This is a genomic window from Verrucomicrobiia bacterium, assembly GCA_036268055.1.
Lineage (GTDB): Bacteria > Verrucomicrobiota > Verrucomicrobiia > Limisphaerales > Pedosphaeraceae > DATAUW01.
The window spans coordinates 105,899-126,342 of the sequence record DATAUW010000010.1; the positions used below are offsets into that span (position 1 = coordinate 105,899).

Sequence of the window (20,444 nt, forward strand, 5' to 3'; positions counted from 1 at the left end):
GCAAGAACGTCGAACTCCATCGTGACCATCAATGCGCGACCTTCAGCAGCTTCACCAAACCCTGGTCCGATTTGAGCGGGCTGACGAGGGCGAGGTTCAGGCGGTCGGGGCGGAAGAAATCGCGGGCGACGCTGCGGATTTCACTCGCGCGGACTTCGCGGATGTGTTGCTTGATTTCTTCGGGGGCGATGGTTTTGTCGTAGCCGATGAGTTGTTCGCCGAGCCACATCATTTGGCTGTCGGTGCTTTCGAGGCTCAGATCAATCTGGCCGATGACGTAGTCGCGCGCGCGGCGAAGTTCAGCTTCGCTGGGGAGTGATTTGGCGAGCACGCTCAACTCACGCATGATCAATTTCAAAGTCTTCTCCAGGTTCGCAAGGTCGAGGCCGGCGGAAATCGTGAGCGTGCCGACGTCGTCGAAATAACTGAGCGAACTGTAAATGGAGTAGGCGAGTCCGCGGTCTTCGCGAATGACTTGAAAGAGGCGCGAACTCATGTTTTCGCCGAGCATGGTGTTAAGCAGGCGCAGGGCGAAGCGGCGATGGTCATGGCGCGAGCAGGTGCGGATGCCCAGGGCGAGTTGCGTCTGCTCGGTTTCCTTGGTGAACAGATGCACACGCGGCTGGGTTTGCTCGGAAACGGCGGGCGCGAATTGCGGACGCCGGCCTTGCGGAAAACGCGCGGCGAGGCGCGACACGGCCTGGACGACTTGCTTATGTTTGAGTCGCCCGGCGGCGGCGAAGATGACGCGGTTGGCGACGTAATTCGAGCGTTGATAATTGACGAGTTGCGCGCGGGTGAGGGCATCGAGAGTTTGCTCGGTGCCGGTGAGGGCGCGGCCGAGCGGTTGATGCGGCCAGAGCAGTTCGTTGAGAAGTTCCTGCACGCGATGTTGCGGCTGGTCGAGATACATCGCGAGTTCTTCCTTGATGACGCTGCGTTCGCGGGTGATGTCCGCCGGGGCGAAACGCGAATTGAGAAACATGTCGCTCAACACGTCGAGCAATTCGCCGAAACGGTCGTGGCACGCCTTCGAGTGGTAACAGGTCATCTCCTCGCTCGTGAAAGCGTTGAGGTAGCCGCCCACGCCTTCGACATCCTGCGAGATGCGGCGGGCGCTGCGGCGGCGCGTGCCTTTGAATAGCATGTGCTCGATGAAATGACATACGCCGCTGACTTCGGCGGATTCGTAGCGTCCTCCGACGCCTACCCACAAGCCCAGGCTCACGCTGGTCATGTGCGGCATTTCGGCGGTGGCGATCGTGAGGCCGTTCTTGAGCTTGGTGACGTTATACATGCGAATTATCTGAAGGCCTTTGGAACGATGTCTGGCGGCCCTACGCGGCGTTCGTAGTCGAGGATGAGATTCACGGCGATGGCGGGATCGTCGGTGACGGTGACGAGGTCGAGGTCGCCGGGACTGATGTAAGCGCCTTTGCCCATCGCATCGGCCATCCAGTCGAGAAGTCCCTGCCAATATTTGGGGCCGAAAAGTATCAAGGGGAAACGCGGGATGCGCTGGGTCTGCACGAGCGTGAGGACTTCAAAAAATTCATCAAGTGTGCCGAAGCCGCCGGGCATGAACACGAACCCGACGCTGTATTTCACAAAGCAAACTTTGCGCGAAAAGAAGTAGTGGAAATTGACGGGGATGTTCGCGTAACGATTTCCGTTCTGCTCAAAGGGGAGTTCGATGTTGAGGCCGACGGATTTGCCTTTGGCCTTGGATGCGCCGCGATTGGCGGCTTCCATGATGCCGGGACCGCCGCCGGTGATGACGGCGAGGTTGTGCTTGGCGAGGTCTTTGGCAAGCTGCATGGTGGCCTCATAGCAGGGATGGCCGGGCTTGGTGCGCGCGGAACCGAAGATGGTGACGGCCGGGCCGACGCGCGAGAGGGTCTCGAAGGAGTCCACAAATTCGGCCATGATGCGGAAAATGCGCCAGGGATCTTCCTTCAAAAAAGTGTTCGGGGCACCGTTGCTCATGCAGGGACGATACAAGAGGGGGAACGAAGGTTACGAGGCATTTTTAACCGCGGAGACACGGAGGTCCTTGCGGACGGCAACTGGGGAAGAGGAATTTTGGCCACGGATGGCCAAGATGCTCGAGGTAATCTTTGATTTGATCTTCTTGATCGGGCGAATCCACTTTGTTTTCCATCGCAATACATACAGCGGCATCAATCATTACATCAATTCTTCTTCTGAATTTTGAAATGCCATAAGTTTGGGTTTCTCGATGTATTTTTGCTGCCACCAACAACTGGGGATCAGCGTCTATTTGTAAACTTTTAAAAAAGAGTTGCAGAAACAATGCGCCTTGACCATGGGTGCCTTTGGGATCCAATAGGTCTTTTAAAATATCCGACAATTTATTTTCATCAGGATCAATGAGGGAAAATATGTTAAAGCGCGTCGCTTTCCGCAGATCAATTTTTTCCTTCCGCTTTCTTTCGTTTTCAACTCGGATGCCGACTGCAGAAAAAAATATTTCCAAGTCGTGCAAACTAACAGCGTTGGTGGATGTCAATTGAGTCATATACGAATTGGTTTATCGTTACCCTAGTTTGTGATTCGGAATCGGCTCTTTGCACAAACATCATAAAGTAAGAGCGAGGAGTGGCGGAAATAAAATAAGCTAACGATCTTGCTATCGTTAGCTTATTTAAAACAGCCAAGTTGGCTGGATATCCCAATTTTCTTATTTAATTATGAGCAACCCAAACTCTCCCCGCAGTTGAGGCATTTATAACACGCGCCGTTGCGGACGGCCATGTGGCCGCAGCTTGGGCAGGTGGGGGCGTCTTTTTGGAAGTGGTCAATCGCGTCGCTGAGGGTGGCGATGACTTTTTTGGCGCTGGGTTTGTGGCTATTACCGTTGCCATTGCCGTTGCCTCCGTTGGTCAGGGGGACTTCGACGGTGTCGGTGTCTTCGGAGATCGCGAGTTCGGGCACGGGGCGGTTGATTTGTTTTTTTACTTCCTCGAGCAGGCCGGGCATGGCGAGTTCGGGCTGGTTGCGATTGATGGTGTGGGCTTCGCGGTAGCCGGAGATGAATTGGAACGCCATCCAGCGGAATACGTAGTCGGTGATGGAGGCCGCGTTGCGCACTTCAGGGTTCTTGGTGAAGCCGGAGGGCTCGAAGCGTTGGTGCGCGAATTTGCGAACGAGCGCCTCAAGCGGCACGCCGTATTGGAACGCCATGCTGGTCAAGGTGCCGATGCTGTCCATAAGGCCGCCGATGGTGGAACCTTCCTTGGCCATGGTGATGAACAATTCGCCGGGTGTGCCGTCTTCAAAGAGGCCGACGGTCAGGTAACCTTCGTGACCGGCGATGTCGAACTTGTGCGTGACGGCGGTGCGGGTATCGGGCAAGCGGCGGCGCAAGGGCTGGCCAACTTCTTCGCGGAACTTGGCGATCTGGTCTTCGAGTTCCTTGATGCGGCTGGAATTTCCCTCGGCGGTGGGCGCTTTGTCGCCGCCTTCGGTGGTGCGCTTGGTGTTGAGGGGTTGGGAACGCTTGGAGCCGTCGCGATAAATGGCGACGCATTTCAAGCCCATTTTCCAGGCTTGCACATAGGCATCGCGAATGTCCCCGACGGAACATTCGTGCGGCAGGTTCACGGTCTTGGAAATGGCGCCGCTGATGAAGGGTTGTGCGGCGGCCATCATTTTCAGATGCGCCATGTAACCGATGCTGCGTTTGCCCTGGTACGCCTTGAACGCGCAATCGAACACGTCGAGATGTTCCGCGCGCAAGCCGCTGCAAACGATCTGGCCATTGTCGTTGACGTCTTCGATGGTGTCGTATTTCTCGATGTGCGCGATGATCTTGTCAATGTCCACGGCCTTGTAACCGAGGCGGCGCAGGGCTTCGGGCACGGTGCGATTGACGATCTTGAGCAAGCCGCCGCCGGCGAGCAGTTTGTATTTCACGAGCGCGATGTCGGGCTCGACGCCGGTGGTATCGCAATCCATCAGGAACGCGATAGTGCCGGTGGGCGCGAGGACGGTGACCTGGGCATTGCGGTAGCCGAATTTCTGGCCGCGGGCGAGCGCGCGGTCCCAGCAGTGGCGCGCCTCGGTTTTCAAGTAATGGAATTCCTGGCTGGGCTGGATGTTCTCGACAGCTTCGCGATGCTGTTTGATGACGTTGAGCATCGGCTGGATGTTGTCTTTCGCGATGGGTTTCGCGACGTGCGCGCAACTGGCGTCGGCATAGCCTTTGAATGCGCCCATCGCCCCGGCGATTTCAGCGGACTGCTCGTAGGCGTGGCCGGTCATGACCGAAGTGATGGCACCGGCGAGGGCGCGGCCTTCGTTGGAATCATAGGGAAAACCGTAGCTCATGATGAGCGAGCCGAGGTTCGCGTAGCCGAGGCCGAGCGTGCGGAAGATGTGGGAGTTCTCGGCGATTTCCTTAGTCGGATAGCTGGCGTTGTCCACGACAATTTCCTGAGCGGTGATGAAAATGCGCACGGCAGCTTTGAAACGCTCGACGTCAAACATGCCGTCTTCGCGTTTGAACTTCATGAGGTTCAGCGACGCGAGATTGCAGGCGGTGTTGTCGAGGAACACGTATTCGGAGCAGGGATTCGTGGAGTGAATCGGCTCGGTGCTCTTGCAGGTGTGCCATTTCTGGATGGCGCCGTCGTATTGAAGGCCGGGGTCGCCGCAAATCCAAGTGCCTTCGGCGATTTTGTTGAGGAGGGTGTTGGCGTCTTTTTTCTCGAGCGGTTTGCCGCTGGTGACGGCTTTCGTCCACCATTCCTTGCCGGTCTCGGCGGCGGTCATGAATTCATCGCTGACGCGGACGGAGAGATTTTCATTCTGGTACATGACACTGCCATAGGCGTCGCCATTATAAGAACCGTCGTAACCCTGTTCGATGAGCGCCCAGGCTTTCTTTTCTTCCTTCTGCTTGGCGTCAATGAATTCCTCGATGTCGCCGTGCCAATCGCGGATGGTATTCATCTTGGCGGCGCGACGGGTCTTACCACCGGACTTCACGACGTTTGCGACCTGGTCATAGACTTTGAGGAACGAGAGCGGGCCGCTGGGGCGGCCGCCGCCGCTGAGTTTTTCGCGGCTCGAACGCAAGGGCGTGAGGTCGGTGCCGGTGCCGGAACCATATTTGAAGAGCATGGCTTCGCTGTAGGCGAGGTGCATGATGTCTTCCATGTTGTCCTTGACGGACTGGATGAAACAGGCGCTGCCCTGGGGATATTCGTATTGAGTGGAGGCGCGCTCGGCTTCGCCAGTCTGGCGGTTGTAGAACCAATTACCGCGGCCGGATTTTTTGCCGACATCGTATTGATGATGGAGGCCGACGTTGAACCAGACGGGCGAGTTGAACGCGCCATATTGGTTAAGGCAAAGCCAGACGAGTTCGTCGTAATAAATTTCGCCGTCGGCCTTGGTGAAATAACCATCGGCGACACCCCAATCGGCCATTGTGCGGCAGATGCGGTGAATGAGTTGGCGGACGGAAGTCTCGCGCTCGGAGGTGTTGAGTTCGCCGTAAAAATATTTGGAGACGACGACTTTGGTGGCGAGGACGGACCAGTTCTTGGGGACTTCGACGTCGGTCTGGCGGAAGATGACCTTGCCAGCGTCATCGGTGATTTCGGCGGTGCGCTTTTCCCATTGCACCTGGTCGAAGGGCTTTATTTTGGCGTCGCTGAAGATCCGCTGGACTGGCAGGGATTTTTTGGAGGCGGCGGCGGATTTGACGGAACGACCGGCGGGGGCGCCGTGAGCGGGACGGCGGGATTTGCGCGCCGCGCGTGAGGACAGGACTTGATCATGCGTGTCTATCATCGGTTTACCTTTCGAGCAGAATTTAGTGCTAACTTTTTAGATCCAGACGCCCGGGCATTTCATGAAGACAACGGGGGCGATAAAACTCTTAAAAATAGGCCAATTTCAGGGCTTTTTTGCGCTTTTATCAGATCAAAAAACCCCTTTACGTTGGGGATGTCGAAAAAATACCACTACCCCTAGTGGTTACCAAGTAATTTTTTCAAAAAAGTTACGCTAACGATATTCCCCAATAAAAATGGGTGAAAATGGCTGGGGGAAAAGAGGTTTTGGGAGTTGTTCGCAGGGAGGCAAAATGGCTTGTGAATAAGTTTGGGGAAAGGACGTTAGGAAAGCCGTTTTAAACGCGGAGAGGGAATATGGGGAGGGTGAACGTGCTCGCGAGTCCCAATTATTCGCCGATCATTTATTTCACCGCTGCGGTGACATTGAGATTGGGGGCGAGGGTATGAAGAGTGTGGATTATCATGATGCGACGCGGGCGGTTGGTGGGATCGTTGGGATTAGGCATGGTGCGCAGCATTTCCAAGAGAACGGGCACGGCGTTTGAAGCCTGGGCCTTGTGGGTGTCGAGGAAGGCCATTGAAAAGGGAAAAAATTCTGGATCCATGTGAGGCAAAATCTGGACGAACTGCGGCATATAATGTTCGGGGTCATCGTTCAAATCGCTTAGAGAAATTACGATCATCGTGCGGAAGAAGGTGTTCGTCCGGATAAGTTGCTGTTCGAGGAGCGGGATGATGACTTGGGCGTTGGTTTCCATTTTTGACAGCGTCCGTGCGGCGACGGCGGCGGCGAATGCATCGTCGTTAGTCAGGACGGCCAAGAGCGGAGGGATTGCCTCGGGTGCAAGATACGGCAGCGCTTCATAAGCCACTTCCTGTATTCCGCTGGGCGCATCTTTTGGATGATGTTCGTCTTTGAGCATTTCGACGAGGGATTGGACAACGATTTTTTTGCTTGCAGGATCGAACTCGGCGAATGCCTTCTCCGCGGTCTCGCGGCGGTTCAGCCGCTCAGACGAGTTATCGTCCGAGAAGACGTGATGCGTTCGGAGCCAATCAATGGCCGCTGATTTTACACGGTCGAATGAGGTGACTGGCTTTTGGTTGGCGGACTTGCGCACCCAGCTTAGCAACATAGGAATGTGATTGGTGCCGAGTTGCCGCACAACGGCGCGGGAATATTCTTCTTGTTGAGGCAAATCCATCTTCTGTACCCATTCAGTGAGAGTGTAGGCTTCAAAAGATGGTTCCGCCTCGTAACGGATTGCGAAGGTTATGGCGCTGAGCAGGCAGAGGACAAAGAGGAGGACAATCAAACGAGCATGGGGATGCCGTTGCGCGCGACGTTTGTTCAAAGAATCTTCCGCCATGGATAGGTATGGGATAACAGGAAATGGCGGAAGGGAACAGCCGGGAAATTCGATTTATTTTACGGCTGCGTTGATGTCCATTTCCGGCGCGATGGCATGGATGGTATCCACGAGTTGGGCGTGATTGGTTGTGCTGGCGGTATCGGGAGGAGTGTGTTTTAAAATATTTACAAGTTCTGGAATTGCCGGACGTGCCAGTTCTTTGTGGCGGACTAGAAAATCCAGAGTCCAATCCAGGTAATCTGGTTTTATTTCCGGCAAAGCTCGAATGAAAACTGGAACAAATTTTTCTGGAGGGCCACCGATTTTATCGAGTGCCTCAACAGCGCAGATCCTGACGCTGGAATCTTTATTCCGAAGGTTGGCTTCAAGACTCGGAATGGCGGCCTGAACATTGGTACCGATATGTCCACTCAACACGTATTCCGCATCAGCAACTATGGCGTTGTTCTGATTCGTTAGCAAATCAACCAGTGAGTTGATTGATTCGGGTGCAAGTTCGGACAAAACGGAGATTGCGTTGGCGACGGGCCAGTCAATGTTTGTTTCCTGGCTCTTCGCTTGAACCATTTCAACAAATATTTTGACCATTTGTTTTTTATTGGCAGGGTCAAATTCGCTGAAAGTCCATTCGGCAGTGATAACATGTCCGACATGAGAATATGGGTTTTCAATTAAATGATGCACGGTGAGCCAATACTCAATTTCCCATCGTAATTCCCATGTGTAATTATTAAAAGGCGGTGCGGGAGGTGGACTTTCGCGTATCCAAGCCAATAACATCGGAATCGAATTTGTTCCCAACTGCCGGGTGATCGCGCGGGCGTGTTCCTTTTCCGGTCCTGACCGTGCCGTGCGAATTTGCCAAACCCATTCGGACAAGGTGCGGCCCTCAAAGGAGGGCTCTTTTGGCGTCAGGCTGTGAATGGCGATGGCGATGGTCACGCAGATGACGGGCAGAAGTATCAGCGAGAGGCGCTGGCGCTTTTTCATTTTACCGACCGGCGGATCAGGATGCGCGTCGTCTCGAGCGTCACTGGCTGCCAGCCGTCTTTGGAGACGTGATTGAGCGCCCAGACCATCGAGGCTTCCTGATTGTAATCGGACGCGTTCAGGCCGGACGTGAAGGCCCGCACCGATTGAACGCCGGTCGGCAGGACGAATTGGATTTTGTCGGGCGTATCGTATCGGATGATGCCGTATTCGTAGGTTGGAGTGGTGGCGTAGGAACGCTCCTGGGCATCGCTGGTCCGGGTGAAGTAAATGCCAGCCAAGGCCGCGATGATGATAAATGCTAAGAGAAGTTTTTTCATAATGGTTGCTTAAATGGACGTCCTCGCGACAAGAGGTATTCGGTTTTAGGGGGAATTGCAAGCGTGTGATTGGGGGCAATTTTGAACCGCGGAGGCACGGAGGCGCGGAGGTGGGAGGGAATGATAGGTAACAACCATCGGCATTTATTTTTGTTCGCCGAGGTGGATGATTCCGCGTAGCGTTCATGGCGCAACGAATCATGAATCGCAAACTCAGCCCAGCGTGGACGCTCGCCATTCTTACCGGGCTGAATCTTTTTAATTATCTCGACCGCTACGTGCTCTCGGCGGTGCTGGCGCCGTTGCAAAAGGATTTGCACATCAATGACGGCGACGCGGGGCGGATCATGACGGCGTTCATGATCGGATATTTCGTGACGTCGCCATTTTTTGGTTATCTCGGCGACCGGTTTCCGCGCAAGTGGCTGATCGCGGGCGGGATTTTTGTCTGGAGCATTGGGACGGTGTTGACGGGATTCGCGGCGACGTTTGGGGTGTTGCTGGGTTATCGCGTGCTGGTCGGCCTGGGCGAGGCGAGTTATGCGACGATCAGTCCGAGTTTGATTTCGGACAATTACGAAACGAAACGCCGCAATAATGCGCTGACAATTTTTTATGTGGCGATTCCCGTGGGCGCGGCGCTGGGAAGCATCATCGGCGCGCAGATCGCGGAGCATTATACGTGGCGCGATGCCTTCATCTGGGCGGGTGCGCCGGGGCTGGTGCTTGCGCTGGTGCTGCTGCCGTTCAAGGAGCCCGAACGCGGCGGCAAAGACGGTACCAAAACTTCGGAGACGCCCACGGTGAAAGACATCCTGAATCTCGTGCGCATTCCCGATTACATGTTGGTGGTGGCGGGCTATTGCGCCTACACATTTGCGCTGGGCGCATTTGGACTTTGGGGGCCGACATTTCTGGTGCGCGTTCACAATGTGCCGGTGGCGAATGCGGGAAGTTTTTTTGGCGCGGTGCTGGTGATTTCCGGATTGGTGGGGACACTCATCGGCGGATTCGCGGCGACGCGCTGGCAGAAACGCGACCCGGCGGGTTACGCGTGGACGCTGGCGCTGTCGGTGCTGGCGGCGGTGCCGTTCGTGGTGGCGGCGTTCATGCTGAAAGAAACCTGGGCTTCGATGGCGTCTCTGGCGGTGGCGATGTTTTTATTGTTCCTGTGCACGGGGCCGGTGAACACGCTGATCATCGAGACGGTCCCGGTGAATTTGCGCTCAAGTGCGATGGCGCTTTCCATTTTTGCGATTCATTTGTTCGGCGACATGTGGTCGTCGGAAATTGTGGGGCGGTTGGCGGACCACTGGAACAATCTACGAACGGCGCTGATGATTTTGCCGGGGGCGCTTTTGATTGGGGGCGTGTTGTGGCTGGCGCTGGTGTTTAAGACGAAGATGGGTTTGAATCGCGGAGGCGCGGAGGCGCGGAGGGAAAATTAAAAATTAAAAAGGAAAAGTTAAAAATGGGGATGGCGGGTCTTTGCAGACAATAGCCGCTACTCAGTTTGAATTTCCTGAACTGGTGAGGGTTGAAGTTTGCGCGCTGGCGATTCGGGAGATTTGGTTCAAGGCCCTTTCTTTTAGTTCGCCTTCGGGAAATTGATTGACCCAGGATTTTGCGGCGGCGAGGTCTTGCCAGGCCCACGAATCCACGACGGAGTAGGCGGCTTCTTCCTGGATATTTCCGGTGGCGATTTGCGTGGCGACGATGTCGGCGGCTTCCTGCGGGTGGGCACGAGATTCGGTGAGGACGAGGTGGAGGAGCAGGTTGTCGCGGGTGTCGCCGGGCGGATAATTTTCGGCCCAGTCCAACGCGCCTGGAAAATCGTTGGCGGCCCATTGTTCGGCCAGATTGCCGAGCATGACTTCGCGGCGGGTATCGAGTCCCTGTTGCTCCACGATTTGGATGGCTTGCTGGACGTTGTTTTGCGCGGTTTCAAAGCAGACGCAACTAAGCATGGTATCCTTCTCGCCGGGATCAGAAAGTTGCGCGACCCATTTGGCGGCTTCGTTCGGATCGGTGCTGGCCCAATTTTTTGCAACCACGCGCATGAGTTCGGTGCGCCACGGCTGGGCATCGGCGGATTCGGCAAAGTGCGCGGCAGCCCACGGGTCGGTTTTTATTAAAGCGATGAGTTGATTGGTAAAAATCATTTCCTGATCGGCGGCGTTGGCGGAGTTGAGCGCGCCGAGGATTTGTTGGATGAGCTTCGCCGTGCCTGAGATGGGAGATGTCTCCGGCACGGGCGAAGGTGTTTTGATTTTTGCCGCGCCATTATTTTCTGCGGGTGCGGCGGTGGCGATCAATTCGGCTGGCGATTGATCCGGAGCGGGGGACGCGAAATGTCTTCGCGTGATGTCAATGGCGATGAGTAAAACGAGGCAGCCTGAACAAAATGCGAGGGAGGATGATTTCATAAGCATTCGCGCAAGCTGCCTCTAATAATCTCAGTCTATCATTGATGTCCGACGAGGATGGCGTTCAGTTGATAGCCATAACCGGCGGCGGTGTTTGTGAAGGTTTGGGTCGTACCCGTCGCCGTGAAGGTGCACAGGATGTAACCGCCGAGCGATGGGCTTCCGCCAGCGAAGGCGTAGGATTGATTCGAGCTTGAGGCCGAACCGGTGGTGATTTGGAAGGTGCGCGTGCCCATGCCGGAGCGGGTGTCGGCTTCGAGGAACAAGACTTTATAGGTCGTGCCCGAAGTGAGACCGGTGAGGGTCAAGGTTCCGTTGTTGATGCCGAGTTCGGCATCGCCGAGAACGGTGTTGAGCGGCGTATCTCCACTGGAACCGCCGCCGCCGAGGAAACCGGAGACCGCATAGGCGCCCGTGCCGCCGTAGGTGATATGAGAACTTGGATAGGCGGCAAAGGTGTAGCCGTTGGCGGTGGTTTCGGCGGAAGAATTGCCGAGGCTGACGCCATAGACTTCCTGCGCGGTGGTGCCGGCCATAGTGAGAACGGAATCGCTGGTGAACGTGCCGCTGGTAAAGGTCGGCGCAGTTACTGAAGTGGAAGTTTCCCACCAGTTGAAGTTTTCGCCGCCGTTGTCGAAGACGATTCGGATGTCGTGATAAGTCTGACTGTAAGAGCCGTAGGGGCCGAACGAGACGTTGGCATAGGTTTGCCATCCGCCAGTGTTGGGCAGCGTGACCGAAGCTTTCGCAACGCCGTCAATCACCAGGTGCGCGGTGCAGCCCGAGTTCGGAGTGGCGACGCGCAAGACAAACGTAGGCGTGCCATTCAAAGGCACGTTGGTCCATTCGAGCCATTCGCCGCTTTGAATCCAACCGACGTTGTAACCGCCGTTGGCGTCGGTCGTGGTTTGGATGGCGATATTGCCGTTGCGATAGTAATTCGTCAGGCCGTTGCCGCCGGCAGCGCCGCCGAACCAATCGCAGGCTTCGGCCTCGAACAATAGAGTCGAAGGAAAAGGATTGCGGCTGTATTGGCGCAAGATGCCGATGCGCTGATTGGGGTAATCATAGAGATTGCTGCTATAGGGAAGCGCGACGCCGTTGGCGTTTATATTGCGGACGCGGAACATCGCGGCGTCCTCTTCGTAATCGGTGAAACCCTCACACAAGGTGATGAGCGCGCCAGCGCCGACGGTGGCGGAGAGGCCGGTTTTGAAAAGCGCTCCGTGGTTGGGATCGAGAAATCCGCTCTGACCGGGGTGTTGGAATTCCGCGCAGGCCACGCCAACAGAAGTGCCGTTGTAAGTCGTGAGTGTATGAGAAGGACCGCTGGGGCCGGCAATGAACCAGCCTTGCATGCCGTCGAGGATTCCGGTGTTGGTGCAAGTGGTGTCATGCTGCGTGGTGGCGGCATCGTCAATGATGATGGGATTGAAACCGAAATCGCGCTGGCAGGAATTTCGGACGTAGGTGAAGGCGCGCGACAAGTTACCTTGGGCATTCGTGATGAAGAGCGGGCCGGACGACCAGATGATGATGACGGGGCGGCCGTTGATTTTGAAACGATTTGCGTCGGGGACAGTTTGGAAAAAGATTTTGTAATTGTAGTCGTAGATAAACTTCCAGTTATTCGTGTTACTCAAATCCATCGGCGTGGCGTAACCGTAGCCTTTGCCGATGGACTGATTATATTGGGCGCACCACGACGCGGCGTTGTCGTCGAAGCAGGCAAATTTCAAAGTGTTTTGCAAACCGCGCGCGTTGACGGCGGCGACCATCGGGGCCATTTGGCTGGGCGGGTTGTTGGTGTTGGGCCAGGAGCCGGTGCAGTTCGGGCATACGAAATCCACGCCGGCTTGCTGGAGTTGCTCGACCCACGTCGCCCACGTCGGACAGTTGGGATCGTAGGGGCTGCCGCCCATGGGATTGAACATGGAGATGTTCAGTTGGTTGGGATAGGTGAGCGGACCGGTGAGTTGCGAGCTGTATTGATAACCGCAGGTGACACCGAGGTATTGGGCTTGCGCGCGGTCCATCATTAGAGCGAGCAATATCAGGAGGACGGCGGTGATTGTAGAAACGAGGGGCAGTCTATTTATTTCTTTTCTATTCATAGGATGCTCTTTCAGTAAACGTGACGGTTTAGTGGAACTGCCGCTCAACCGAACGGCAGGTACGGCTTACGAATGTGCGAATCCGACGGGCCGGCGGGAGGCCGGGGAAAAGACTAAGGGCTTATCACCCGACGGTAGAACGAGTCGCAGTTTGCGCATATCCCCGAAAGCGGTTTCAAAAAAGGGGATACCGAAAAAATAATTTGGCAGTTTGGGAAAATTAAAAATTAAAAATCTAAAATTAAAAATTCGGAAACTGAGCGTAGCGGTGGGAGACCATGACGTTGCACGGCGTTAATTGAACTGCGGAGACGGAAATAACCGGGTTGAAATCATGCCCGGTTGTTCCGGCTCTTTTGGGGGGGACGCCGAGGACGATGTCGAATTTTATTTGGCAGCTTCAGGTGATGAGCCGATTTGTTTGAGTGCGGCGAGTGCGCCGTCGCGGATCTGGAGATTTGGATTGTGAGTGGCGGCTTCGCGGAGGATGGAAATGGCTTCGGCGGCGGCGGGCCCGGCCTTATTCAGATCATAGATGGCGAGTCCGGCGCAGGAACCATTCGTCTTGATATCGTCCATCAAAACGAGGTGGGCGTCGTGGTCAGCCGGATCCACTTCCAAGGTGGTGGCGGCGGCGTAAACACGAATTCCCTCGTCGGCGGAGGCCAATTGGGTTTTCGCGTGCGACAGAATCACGTCACGGGGTGTGCCGATGTTTTTGAGGGCAACGGCAATCTGGGAAAAATTAGCGGCGTTCGTTCCTTTCAGCATTTTCAACAAGGCAGGTTCGGCGGGCCGTGCAGTCGCACCGAGTTCGCCCAGTGAATAGATGGCATATTGTCCGACGACCACGTTGTCCAGCAGATTCGTGAGATGCATCAGGGCGTAGGTTTGGCCGGGGTCTATGCGCAAGGCTGCGGTGGCCAATTCCTCGCAATTGTACCAGTCGTTTTCACTGTCGAATAAAATTTTTATCGCGGGAAGGGCTTCGGCGGATTCGCGGCCGAAGTGGCTCAACACAATGGCGGCTTCGAATTGAAGATGTTTGCCGGTGTGTGGGTCGTTCAGCAGTTTCAGCAGGGCCGGCCGGGCTGACCGCGCTGCGCCGCGAATTGAACTCAGTGATTGCAAGGCAAACTCGGGTGATCTGGTGTCGGGATCGTCCAGCGCAGCGATGAGGTACGGAACCACGGATTGAGCATTGTCACCCGTGCCGCCTAAAATAAATAAGGTTTGTTGATGGGCGTAAGTGTTGGTTGCCGGCAGGAATTTTTGCAGCAACGGGAGAAGCTGACTGGCCGGCGGTCGAATTTGCAATAACGCGAATGCGGCGCTGGTGCGCATTTCGAAGTAGGACACGGGACGCGGCAATCCCCAGCTCCGGGGAAGGCGGTTGAGGAGGGCGGAGTAATTGGTCCGCAAGACGGAATCCTGGCGAAAATCGTAGGATTGCTGGACCAGAAATGGAACGGCGTTGGTGCCAAAATATTTCAGTCCCGGGTTCAACTCGCTGCCAAAACGAGTATGACAATATTCGATGAACCAGGAGTGAAGCGATCTTCCTTCATACTTGGGTTCGGAGGCGGATTGCCAAATGAGTATGAACAGCCCGGCAAGTGCGGCGAGCATTCCCGCCGGAATGAAACGACGGAGCTTGCGATGGGGCTTCGGGTTCACGCCGAGACATTTGACCGGAGGGAGGCCGGGATGTCACGGACGATTCCGGTGGTGAAAAATCATTGGGTGGGAATTTGACCTCTCGATCATTTTCTTAGATGAAAGGAAAGTTGGCGCTCAATGTTCCCGTTCTTTTGGGGTAACGCCGAGGACGATGTCGAATTTGGCGGCGAGTTCGCCGACGCGGGAGGTTTTTAGCGGGACGAAATCCACGGTCACGGAATCGCGCGCGGCGGCGTCGCCGATGTCGCGGTAGATGCCGTCGCGCATATTGCCGGGCTCGCCTTTGATGAAGAGTTGGGTGGTCCAGTCTTCCTGGCCTTTGATTTTAACTTTGAAATGGATGTGCGGCGCCTGGCGGCCATTATAGGCGATGGGCTTGAGGGTGCGAAAATAATATTCGCCGCTGGAGCCGGTGAGGAAACGGCCGAAGCCCTGGAAATTTTTATCGTATTGCGCGCGGTTGCCGGCGTCGGCGAGGTAGATGCCGTCGTGATCCACGCTCCAGATTTCAATGGTGGCATCGCGGATGGGATCGCCGCGCCCGTCGAGGAGGCGACCGCTCAAGTGGGTGACATCGCCGATGGCGGGGGTGATGGAATCATTGACGATGATGAGGTCGTTGTCGGTATCGAGCGGGAGTTTGGGCGGGTAGAACGGGCCTTCGGTGACGGAAGCAGTTTTCCTGAGTGTGCGAGTGAGTTCTTCGGCGAAGACGCCGTGGACGCTGACCAATGCGGCGGCGAAGGCGGCATTGCGAATGAAGTTGCGGCGAGGATTGAAGGTGGCGGGCTTGACTAATGTATTGTTCATAAAAAGTTCTTTGGTTGTTTGATGCTTACTCGGCATATCGAACGATTGCGTTCATAGGTGAGTTATAGAACTTTTTTTTATTGCCGCTAGAAATTTTACATGGGCTTAACGGAGAATGGGGGGATTTTACCATTGGTTTACAATTCCAGCGCCTGCTGTGAGGGAATGGAGTATTTCGAGCGTCCTTTCAGGACGCAGAAAAGCAATGGATTAAGTGTTCCGGGGGTATCGTCGCGCTTCGCGCGCCTCAACCGCCCGGCTAATGTCCGGCAACCCTCCGGGTTGTAAGAAGCTGCTGTGTTCCGCGGGCACAAGGACATGCGCCGGACGGATTAGCAGCGTGAGCTTTAGACTTGAGCTTTGGGCACGCGTTTGCGCGGGCCTTTTTCCTGGGTGGGAAGTGTCTGGGTGGAATCGGGGAATGGTGGTGGTGGCAGGCTGGCCGCGGCCTGGACGGCTGACTCGCGTTGCTTGACGGTTTCCGGCAATTTCGCGGGACCGGATTTGTCGTCGGAGAAACGGAAGGCGGCGGTGAGATCGCCGAAAGTTTTGCGGCGCCAATCGGTGATGTTCGTCTCGGTGACGCCGGTGATTTTTTCTACGAATTGCAGGACGGACGTGTGGTCGAAGGGTTGGCTGCATACCCAGCCGCCGGCGGTCCACGGTGAAACGATGACGCACGGCACGCGGAAACCGCCGCCGATGGGTAGGCCTTTGATAAATTCGCCCGCGGTTCCTTCCGGCGGCACAGGTGGCGCGACGTGATCGAAGATGCCGTCGTTTTCATCGTAGTTCAGGATGAACACGGTCTTGGCCCAGACTTCGGGATTGGAAGCGATGGCTTCGATTTTTCTGGCGACGAAGTCCGCGCCGGCGGCGGGCATGTGGTCGGGGTGTTCGGATTCGATGCCGGTGGGCATGATCCAGGAAACAGTCGGCAGCTTGTCGTTGCGCGCGTCCTGGTCGAATTGATCCGACGCATCGTGAGAGAGGCCTTTGCGGTAGAGCGGTGAATCAGGCTGCGCCTGTTGAAAGGCGGTGAAATATTGCAGTACATTGAACGGCTTTTTTTGATCGTCCTCGCTGTTGGACTGGTTATAAATTTTCCAACTGACGCCCGCTTTTTCCAATCGCTCGGCATAAGTCATCCAGCGGAATCCACCCTTGATGGCTTTGTTCCGGATGAGCGGTCCCCCATCTTTGCCTTCGGGATCAATCGTGCCGGTCATCCAATACATGCGGTTCGGCCAAGTGGGGCCCATGACGGAACAGAAATAGCCGTCGCAAATGGTGAAGGCTTCGGCGAGCGCGAATTGAAAGGGAATGTCCGCGCGCGTGTGATAACCCATGACATAAGGCGCTATGTCGCCGTCAGCCTTGCGATGCGCGGGGAGCCAGTTGTCCATTTTGCCGCCGTTCCAGGAGGCGTGCTGGACGGCGAAGGCGTGGCTCGTGGAAGGAAGTTTTTGCGCGGAGGTTTTTAGCGTGTCGAGATGAAAGGGCAGGAGATAGCCGTTGGGGTTTTGCGGGTCAGGCTGGTGAAAAACAGATTTGCCGTTGGGCAATATCAGGGCGTTGGGATCATCAAAGCCGCGAACGCCCGCCATGGTACCGAAATAATGATCGAAGGAACGATTCTCCTGCATCAGCATGACGACGTGTTTGATGTCGCGCAGAGAGCCGGGACGCGGGGCATCTTCGGCGAGCGCGCGCCGAATGCTAGGCGGCAGAATTGAGGAGGCGGCAGCGAGCGCGGCGAGGCGGGCGGCAGAACCTATCAACCGGCGGCGAGTTATTTTGCGGGAACCGAAAACGTCGTTTTGCATATTTCAAGGACGATATTATGGGCGAATATTCAGCGCGATAAAAATTTGTGGTGAAACAAAATTGTAACTGAATTGACATGGGATTGTGATGAGGCAGCGTTGAGTTACTGCATGAGGTAGCATTGAGTTACTGCTTTCGCGGATGCGAATGGGTGGAGAATTTTATTTATTTTTTCATCGGACCGAGTGGCAGGAGGGTTTTGCCGTAGAGTTCGTTGAGCACCTGGGCGAGGCCGGTGTAGATGGCGGCGAATCCGCAGATGAGTCCTTCAAAGCCGGTGAAATGGCGGAAGGGGGCGGAGGCGTTGGTGAAATCGCCGATGGCGAGGAGGAAGAAAAGGATGGTCAACGTGCCGAAGACGAATTGCAGCGCGCGGCTCAGGCGCAGGGTTCCGATAAACATGACGGCGGTGAAGATTCCCCATAGGGCAAGGTAGGCGGACATGGCGGTTTCATCGGCGGCATTGGTGAGGGACCATTTGGGGAGGAGGATGAGCATCACGAGCGAGAGCCAGAAAAAGCCGTAGGAAATAAAAGCGGTGGCGGCGAAGGTGCTGCCCTTTTTCCATTCCATGAGTCCGGCGATGACTTGCGCGATGCCACCGTAGCAAACGCCCATCGCGAGGATCATGCTGTTCATTTCGTAGAAGCCAGCGTTGTGGAAATTCAGCAGGACGGTGGTCATGCCGAAGCCCATCAGGCCGAGGGGCGCAGGGTTGGCGGTGGTGTCTTTGAGTTGGATGGTGGAGGCCTCGCTCATGGTGATAGAGTGGTTTGGGTTGGGGACGCGCCGTTTGTAGCAAGGTTCGGGCGGGGAGGGAATAGATTTATTGGCAGAAGTGTGCCGTGGGGCGCATCCGCGCACTGTCCCCAAATGGCAGGGTGGCGCTGCCGTGCCGCCGAAGTTCTGGAGGGACGAAAGAAATTTTCCTGAAATCATCCAGGCTTGCGCCGCGTTCATTTCATCAAATTCTTTCGTCCCTTGCGGGACTTGATTCGCATCGTGTGGTTACCCAGCCATAAATGGCTGGGCTAAGATCTTTCGTCCCTGCGGGACTGGGGCGGCGTTGGCGCAGGCGGCGGCATCGAGATCCGGCTCGTGTCTTGGTGAATGTCACGGCTCGCATGGACGCTCGCCGTCCCATTGGTTTAGAGCGGGAGGTATTCGGGGTGGATGCCGGATTCGTCGCAGTGGAGGATGGCGATGGAGCGGGGTTGGTTGAAACGGGGTTTGCCGGCGTAACCGGGATTGAAGTAGAGGGTGCGGCCGATTTGTTCGTGGTGGGGTTTGTGGCTGTGGCCGAAGACGACGACATCGGGTTTTTCGCGTGCGATGCGGCGTTTGGCGACGTCGGAAAGTTGTTGGGGATTGATGATGTGGTGGAGGAGAAATTTTCGGCCGGCGAGTTGGAGGACTTCGGTGTCGCGGAAGTCGAGGGCTTCATCGGTATTGCCGGTGACGGCGGTCACGGGAGCGACGTATTCAAGCTCGAGGATGATGAAGGGCAGGCCGATGTCGCCAGCGTGGAGGATGTGGTCAACGCCTTTGAAGAGGGCGGGGATTTGCGGGTCGAGATAATTGTGGGTGTCGGAGATGACGCCGATTTTCATGGGTGGTTAGAAAAATGGTATGTGATGTAAAATTTCCGGCAGTGTTTTAGCAGGGGCGATGAGACTGTGCAAAATGATTAGCGGGGCAGGGAATTACTCATGTCCAGGGTTGGGAGTGGTTTCGAGTTACTCGGTGGAGTTACAATTCATTTCATTTCTCAGAATTTTGCTTTATCTCGGAATGAGATTGGGCTATGGTCGCGTCTCTTAAATGCTCGTCGTGAAATGATTCACGAATGCGATGAGAAAGTAACCTGATGTATCTGAAAGACGGACTGCGTAACTCCTTCCATTTTCTCTTTTTTTGCCTGGCTGGGATGGCTCTGAGCACTTGTGCGTGGGCGGCGGATAATGCGCAGTTGGTTTCGGTTTCGATCACGAATGGCACGCTGGTGATGCCGCGAACGGTGTTCACGCAGACGTGGACGATGAAGAACACGGGAACGACGACGTGGTCACCGACGTTCAATGGTTATACGATGAACATTGTCGGCGAGGACAGTTTGGGAGCAACGCCGCCGGCGGCGAAGACTTTTTCTTCGCATATTCTATCTACGTTTATCGGCAGCGGCGCGTCCGTTCCGCCGGGCGGACAGGCGACGTTCACGATGAGTTTTATCGCGTCGGAAACGCCGGGGCCGGTGACGGACACTTTTCGACTGAACAATTCGAGCAGCGTATTTTTCGGGCCGACAAATACGGTGCAAGTGGTGGTGGCCGCGGTGGGTTCGACCAATCAATATGATCGCGCGCGGGCGGTTTCCTACGCGAACAATTATTGCGGTTATGTGAACAGTGACGGTTACTTTTGGACGAACGGTTCGAGTTACGCGACACTTACTCCGCTCTCAACGGCTCCGGCGAGCGGGCTGGGGGATGATTGCGCGCATTTCGTTTCCTGTTGCATCGGGCGGGAGGCGCATGTGCGGGGCGGCGGGCTGGTGATTCCGAGCCGGGTCCCGCCGACTTACGGCGAACCGGGCGCGGCGCATATCGTCAACACGACGCTGATCGCGCCGGGTTATGCGGTGGAAGTTTTTTCTTTGGATGACATGGAGCCCGGCGATCTGGTGGGTTGGAATTGGGAAGGGAATACCGATGTGGCCAATCTCGATCACGTCACGATTTATTTGGGAAACGGTTTGCTGGCATCGCATTCGGCTTCGAGCCTGGATGTGTCGGCGAATTCGTGGTATCAGGGTTCGGAATCAAGAGCGGTGCGGCATCTGATTCATATTCTCGATGCGCCGACGATCGCTTCGTTCGCGGCTGGGAAAAATCTGGTGCTTTCCTGGGGAACGAATTGGACGGGCTATGCGTTGTATTCGTCAACGAGCCTGGCTCCCGGGGCGGCGTGGACTAAAGTGGCGAAATCTCCAACGGTGGTGGGCAAATTCAATATGATGACGAATGCGATGTCTTCGAGCGCGACGTTTTATCGGTTGATATTGCCGTGAGGTTTGTGGGGT

The 20,444-nt window shown here is 55.8% G+C and carries 16 protein-coding genes; 2 read left to right on the plus strand and 14 right to left on the minus strand.

All coding sequences use genetic code 11. The annotated features are described in order from the left end of the window. Positions 1–28 precede the first annotated feature (28 nt). The 7 genes from VH413_04305 to VH413_04335 form a co-directional block, all read right to left on the minus strand. A complete protein-coding gene (locus VH413_04305; GenBank protein ID HEX3797902.1) occupies positions 29–1,297 on the minus strand; it encodes a pitrilysin family protein in 1,269 nt (422 codons plus the stop codon). A 5-nt stretch (positions 1,298–1,302) separates the two neighbouring features. Then, positions 1,303–1,986 carry a TIGR00730 family Rossman fold protein gene (locus tag VH413_04310; protein HEX3797903.1) on the minus strand — a complete coding sequence of 228 codons (684 nt, stop codon included), beginning with the start codon at positions 1,984–1,986 and terminating at the stop codon, positions 1,303–1,305. Positions 1,987–2,029: 43 nt separating this feature from the next. Continuing rightward, positions 2,030–2,539 (minus strand): PD-(D/E)XK nuclease family protein, encoded by a 510-nt coding sequence (locus tag VH413_04315; GenBank protein ID HEX3797904.1) that lies wholly within the window; start codon positions 2,537–2,539, stop codon positions 2,030–2,032. Positions 2,540–2,709: 170 nt separating this feature from the next. Then, a complete protein-coding gene (locus VH413_04320) occupies positions 2,710–5,820 on the minus strand; it encodes a vitamin B12-dependent ribonucleotide reductase (GenBank protein ID HEX3797905.1) in 3,111 nt (1,036 codons plus the stop codon). Between the two features lie 406 nt (positions 5,821–6,226). Then, positions 6,227–7,180 (minus strand): hypothetical protein, encoded by a 954-nt coding sequence (locus VH413_04325; protein HEX3797906.1) that lies wholly within the window; start codon positions 7,178–7,180, stop codon positions 6,227–6,229. 69 nt (positions 7,181–7,249) lie between these two features. Then, positions 7,250–8,188: a hypothetical protein gene (locus tag VH413_04330; GenBank protein ID HEX3797907.1), complete on the minus strand. Its 939-nt coding sequence runs from the start codon at positions 8,186–8,188 to the stop codon at positions 7,250–7,252. Further along, positions 8,185–8,508 (minus strand): hypothetical protein, encoded by a 324-nt coding sequence (locus VH413_04335; protein ID HEX3797908.1) that lies wholly within the window; start codon positions 8,506–8,508, stop codon positions 8,185–8,187. Before VH413_04335 ends, VH413_04330 begins: the two co-directional genes overlap by 4 nt. Positions 8,509–8,708: 200 nt before the next feature. Here VH413_04335 and VH413_04340 point away from each other — a divergent pair, with 200 nt between their 5' ends. After that, a complete protein-coding gene (locus VH413_04340; protein HEX3797909.1) occupies positions 8,709–9,956 on the plus strand; it encodes an MFS transporter in 1,248 nt (415 codons plus the stop codon). A 60-nt stretch (positions 9,957–10,016) separates the two neighbouring features. On the opposite strand, the gene VH413_04345 is transcribed toward VH413_04340, so the two are convergent. From VH413_04345 to VH413_04375, 7 genes are all read right to left on the minus strand, one after another. Then, positions 10,017–10,934 (minus strand): hypothetical protein, encoded by a 918-nt coding sequence (locus tag VH413_04345; protein HEX3797910.1) that lies wholly within the window; start codon positions 10,932–10,934, stop codon positions 10,017–10,019. Between the two features lie 38 nt (positions 10,935–10,972). Further along, a complete protein-coding gene (locus VH413_04350) occupies positions 10,973–13,048 on the minus strand; it encodes a DUF5010 domain-containing protein (GenBank protein HEX3797911.1) in 2,076 nt (691 codons plus the stop codon). A 387-nt stretch (positions 13,049–13,435) separates the two neighbouring features. After that, a complete protein-coding gene (locus VH413_04355) occupies positions 13,436–14,725 on the minus strand; it encodes a HEAT repeat domain-containing protein (GenBank protein ID HEX3797912.1) in 1,290 nt (429 codons plus the stop codon). A 117-nt stretch (positions 14,726–14,842) separates the two neighbouring features. Beyond that, positions 14,843–15,538 (minus strand): protocatechuate 3,4-dioxygenase, encoded by a 696-nt coding sequence (locus VH413_04360; protein HEX3797913.1) that lies wholly within the window; start codon positions 15,536–15,538, stop codon positions 14,843–14,845. Between the two features lie 347 nt (positions 15,539–15,885). Then, entirely contained in the window at positions 15,886–17,364 is a 1,479-nt protein-coding gene (locus VH413_04365; protein HEX3797914.1) for an alkaline phosphatase family protein, read from the minus strand. A 166-nt stretch (positions 17,365–17,530) separates the two neighbouring features. Then, entirely contained in the window at positions 17,531–18,124 is a 594-nt protein-coding gene (locus VH413_04370; GenBank protein ID HEX3797915.1) for an acetate uptake transporter, read from the minus strand. A gap of 389 nt (positions 18,125–18,513) precedes the next feature. Beyond that, positions 18,514–18,975, minus strand: coding sequence for a metallophosphoesterase family protein (locus VH413_04375; GenBank protein HEX3797916.1), 462 nt, complete (start codon positions 18,973–18,975; stop codon positions 18,514–18,516). A 317-nt stretch (positions 18,976–19,292) separates the two neighbouring features. Here VH413_04375 and VH413_04380 point away from each other — a divergent pair, with 317 nt between their 5' ends. After that, on the plus strand, positions 19,293–20,432 hold the full coding sequence (locus VH413_04380; GenBank protein HEX3797917.1) for an NBR1-Ig-like domain-containing protein: 1,140 nt from the start codon (positions 19,293–19,295) through the stop codon (positions 20,430–20,432). Positions 20,433–20,444 lie beyond the last annotated feature (12 nt).

Bases quoted from the DNA above. Each gene is read 5' to 3' on its own strand.
- VH413_04360 (HEX3797913.1), bottom strand. From the start codon at position 15,538: ATGAACAATACATTAGTCAAGCCCGCCACCTTCAATCCTCGCCGCAAC.
- VH413_04370 (HEX3797915.1), bottom strand. From the start codon at position 18,124: ATGAGCGAGGCCTCCACCATCCAACTCAAAGACACCACCGCCAACCCT.
- VH413_04340 (HEX3797909.1), top strand. From the start codon at position 8,709: ATGAATCGCAAACTCAGCCCAGCGTGGACGCTCGCCATTCTTACCGGG.
- VH413_04345 (HEX3797910.1), bottom strand. From the start codon at position 10,934: ATGAAATCATCCTCCCTCGCATTTTGTTCAGGCTGCCTCGTTTTACTC.
- VH413_04305 (HEX3797902.1), bottom strand. From the start codon at position 1,297: ATGTATAACGTCACCAAGCTCAAGAACGGCCTCACGATCGCCACCGCC.
- VH413_04375 (HEX3797916.1), bottom strand. From the start codon at position 18,975: ATGAAAATCGGCGTCATCTCCGACACCCACAATTATCTCGACCCGCAA.
- VH413_04350 (HEX3797911.1), bottom strand. From the start codon at position 13,048: ATGAATAGAAAAGAAATAAATAGACTGCCCCTCGTTTCTACAATCACC.
- VH413_04310 (HEX3797903.1), bottom strand. From the start codon at position 1,986: ATGAGCAACGGTGCCCCGAACACTTTTTTGAAGGAAGATCCCTGGCGC.
- VH413_04365 (HEX3797914.1), bottom strand. From the start codon at position 17,364: ATGCAAAACGACGTTTTCGGTTCCCGCAAAATAACTCGCCGCCGGTTG.
- VH413_04320 (HEX3797905.1), bottom strand. From the start codon at position 5,820: ATGATAGACACGCATGATCAAGTCCTGTCCTCACGCGCGGCGCGCAAA.
- VH413_04315 (HEX3797904.1), bottom strand. From the start codon at position 2,539: ATGACTCAATTGACATCCACCAACGCTGTTAGTTTGCACGACTTGGAA.
- VH413_04380 (HEX3797917.1), top strand. From the start codon at position 19,293: ATGGCTCTGAGCACTTGTGCGTGGGCGGCGGATAATGCGCAGTTGGTT.
- VH413_04330 (HEX3797907.1), bottom strand. From the start codon at position 8,188: ATGAAAAAGCGCCAGCGCCTCTCGCTGATACTTCTGCCCGTCATCTGC.
- VH413_04335 (HEX3797908.1), bottom strand. From the start codon at position 8,508: ATGAAAAAACTTCTCTTAGCATTTATCATCATCGCGGCCTTGGCTGGC.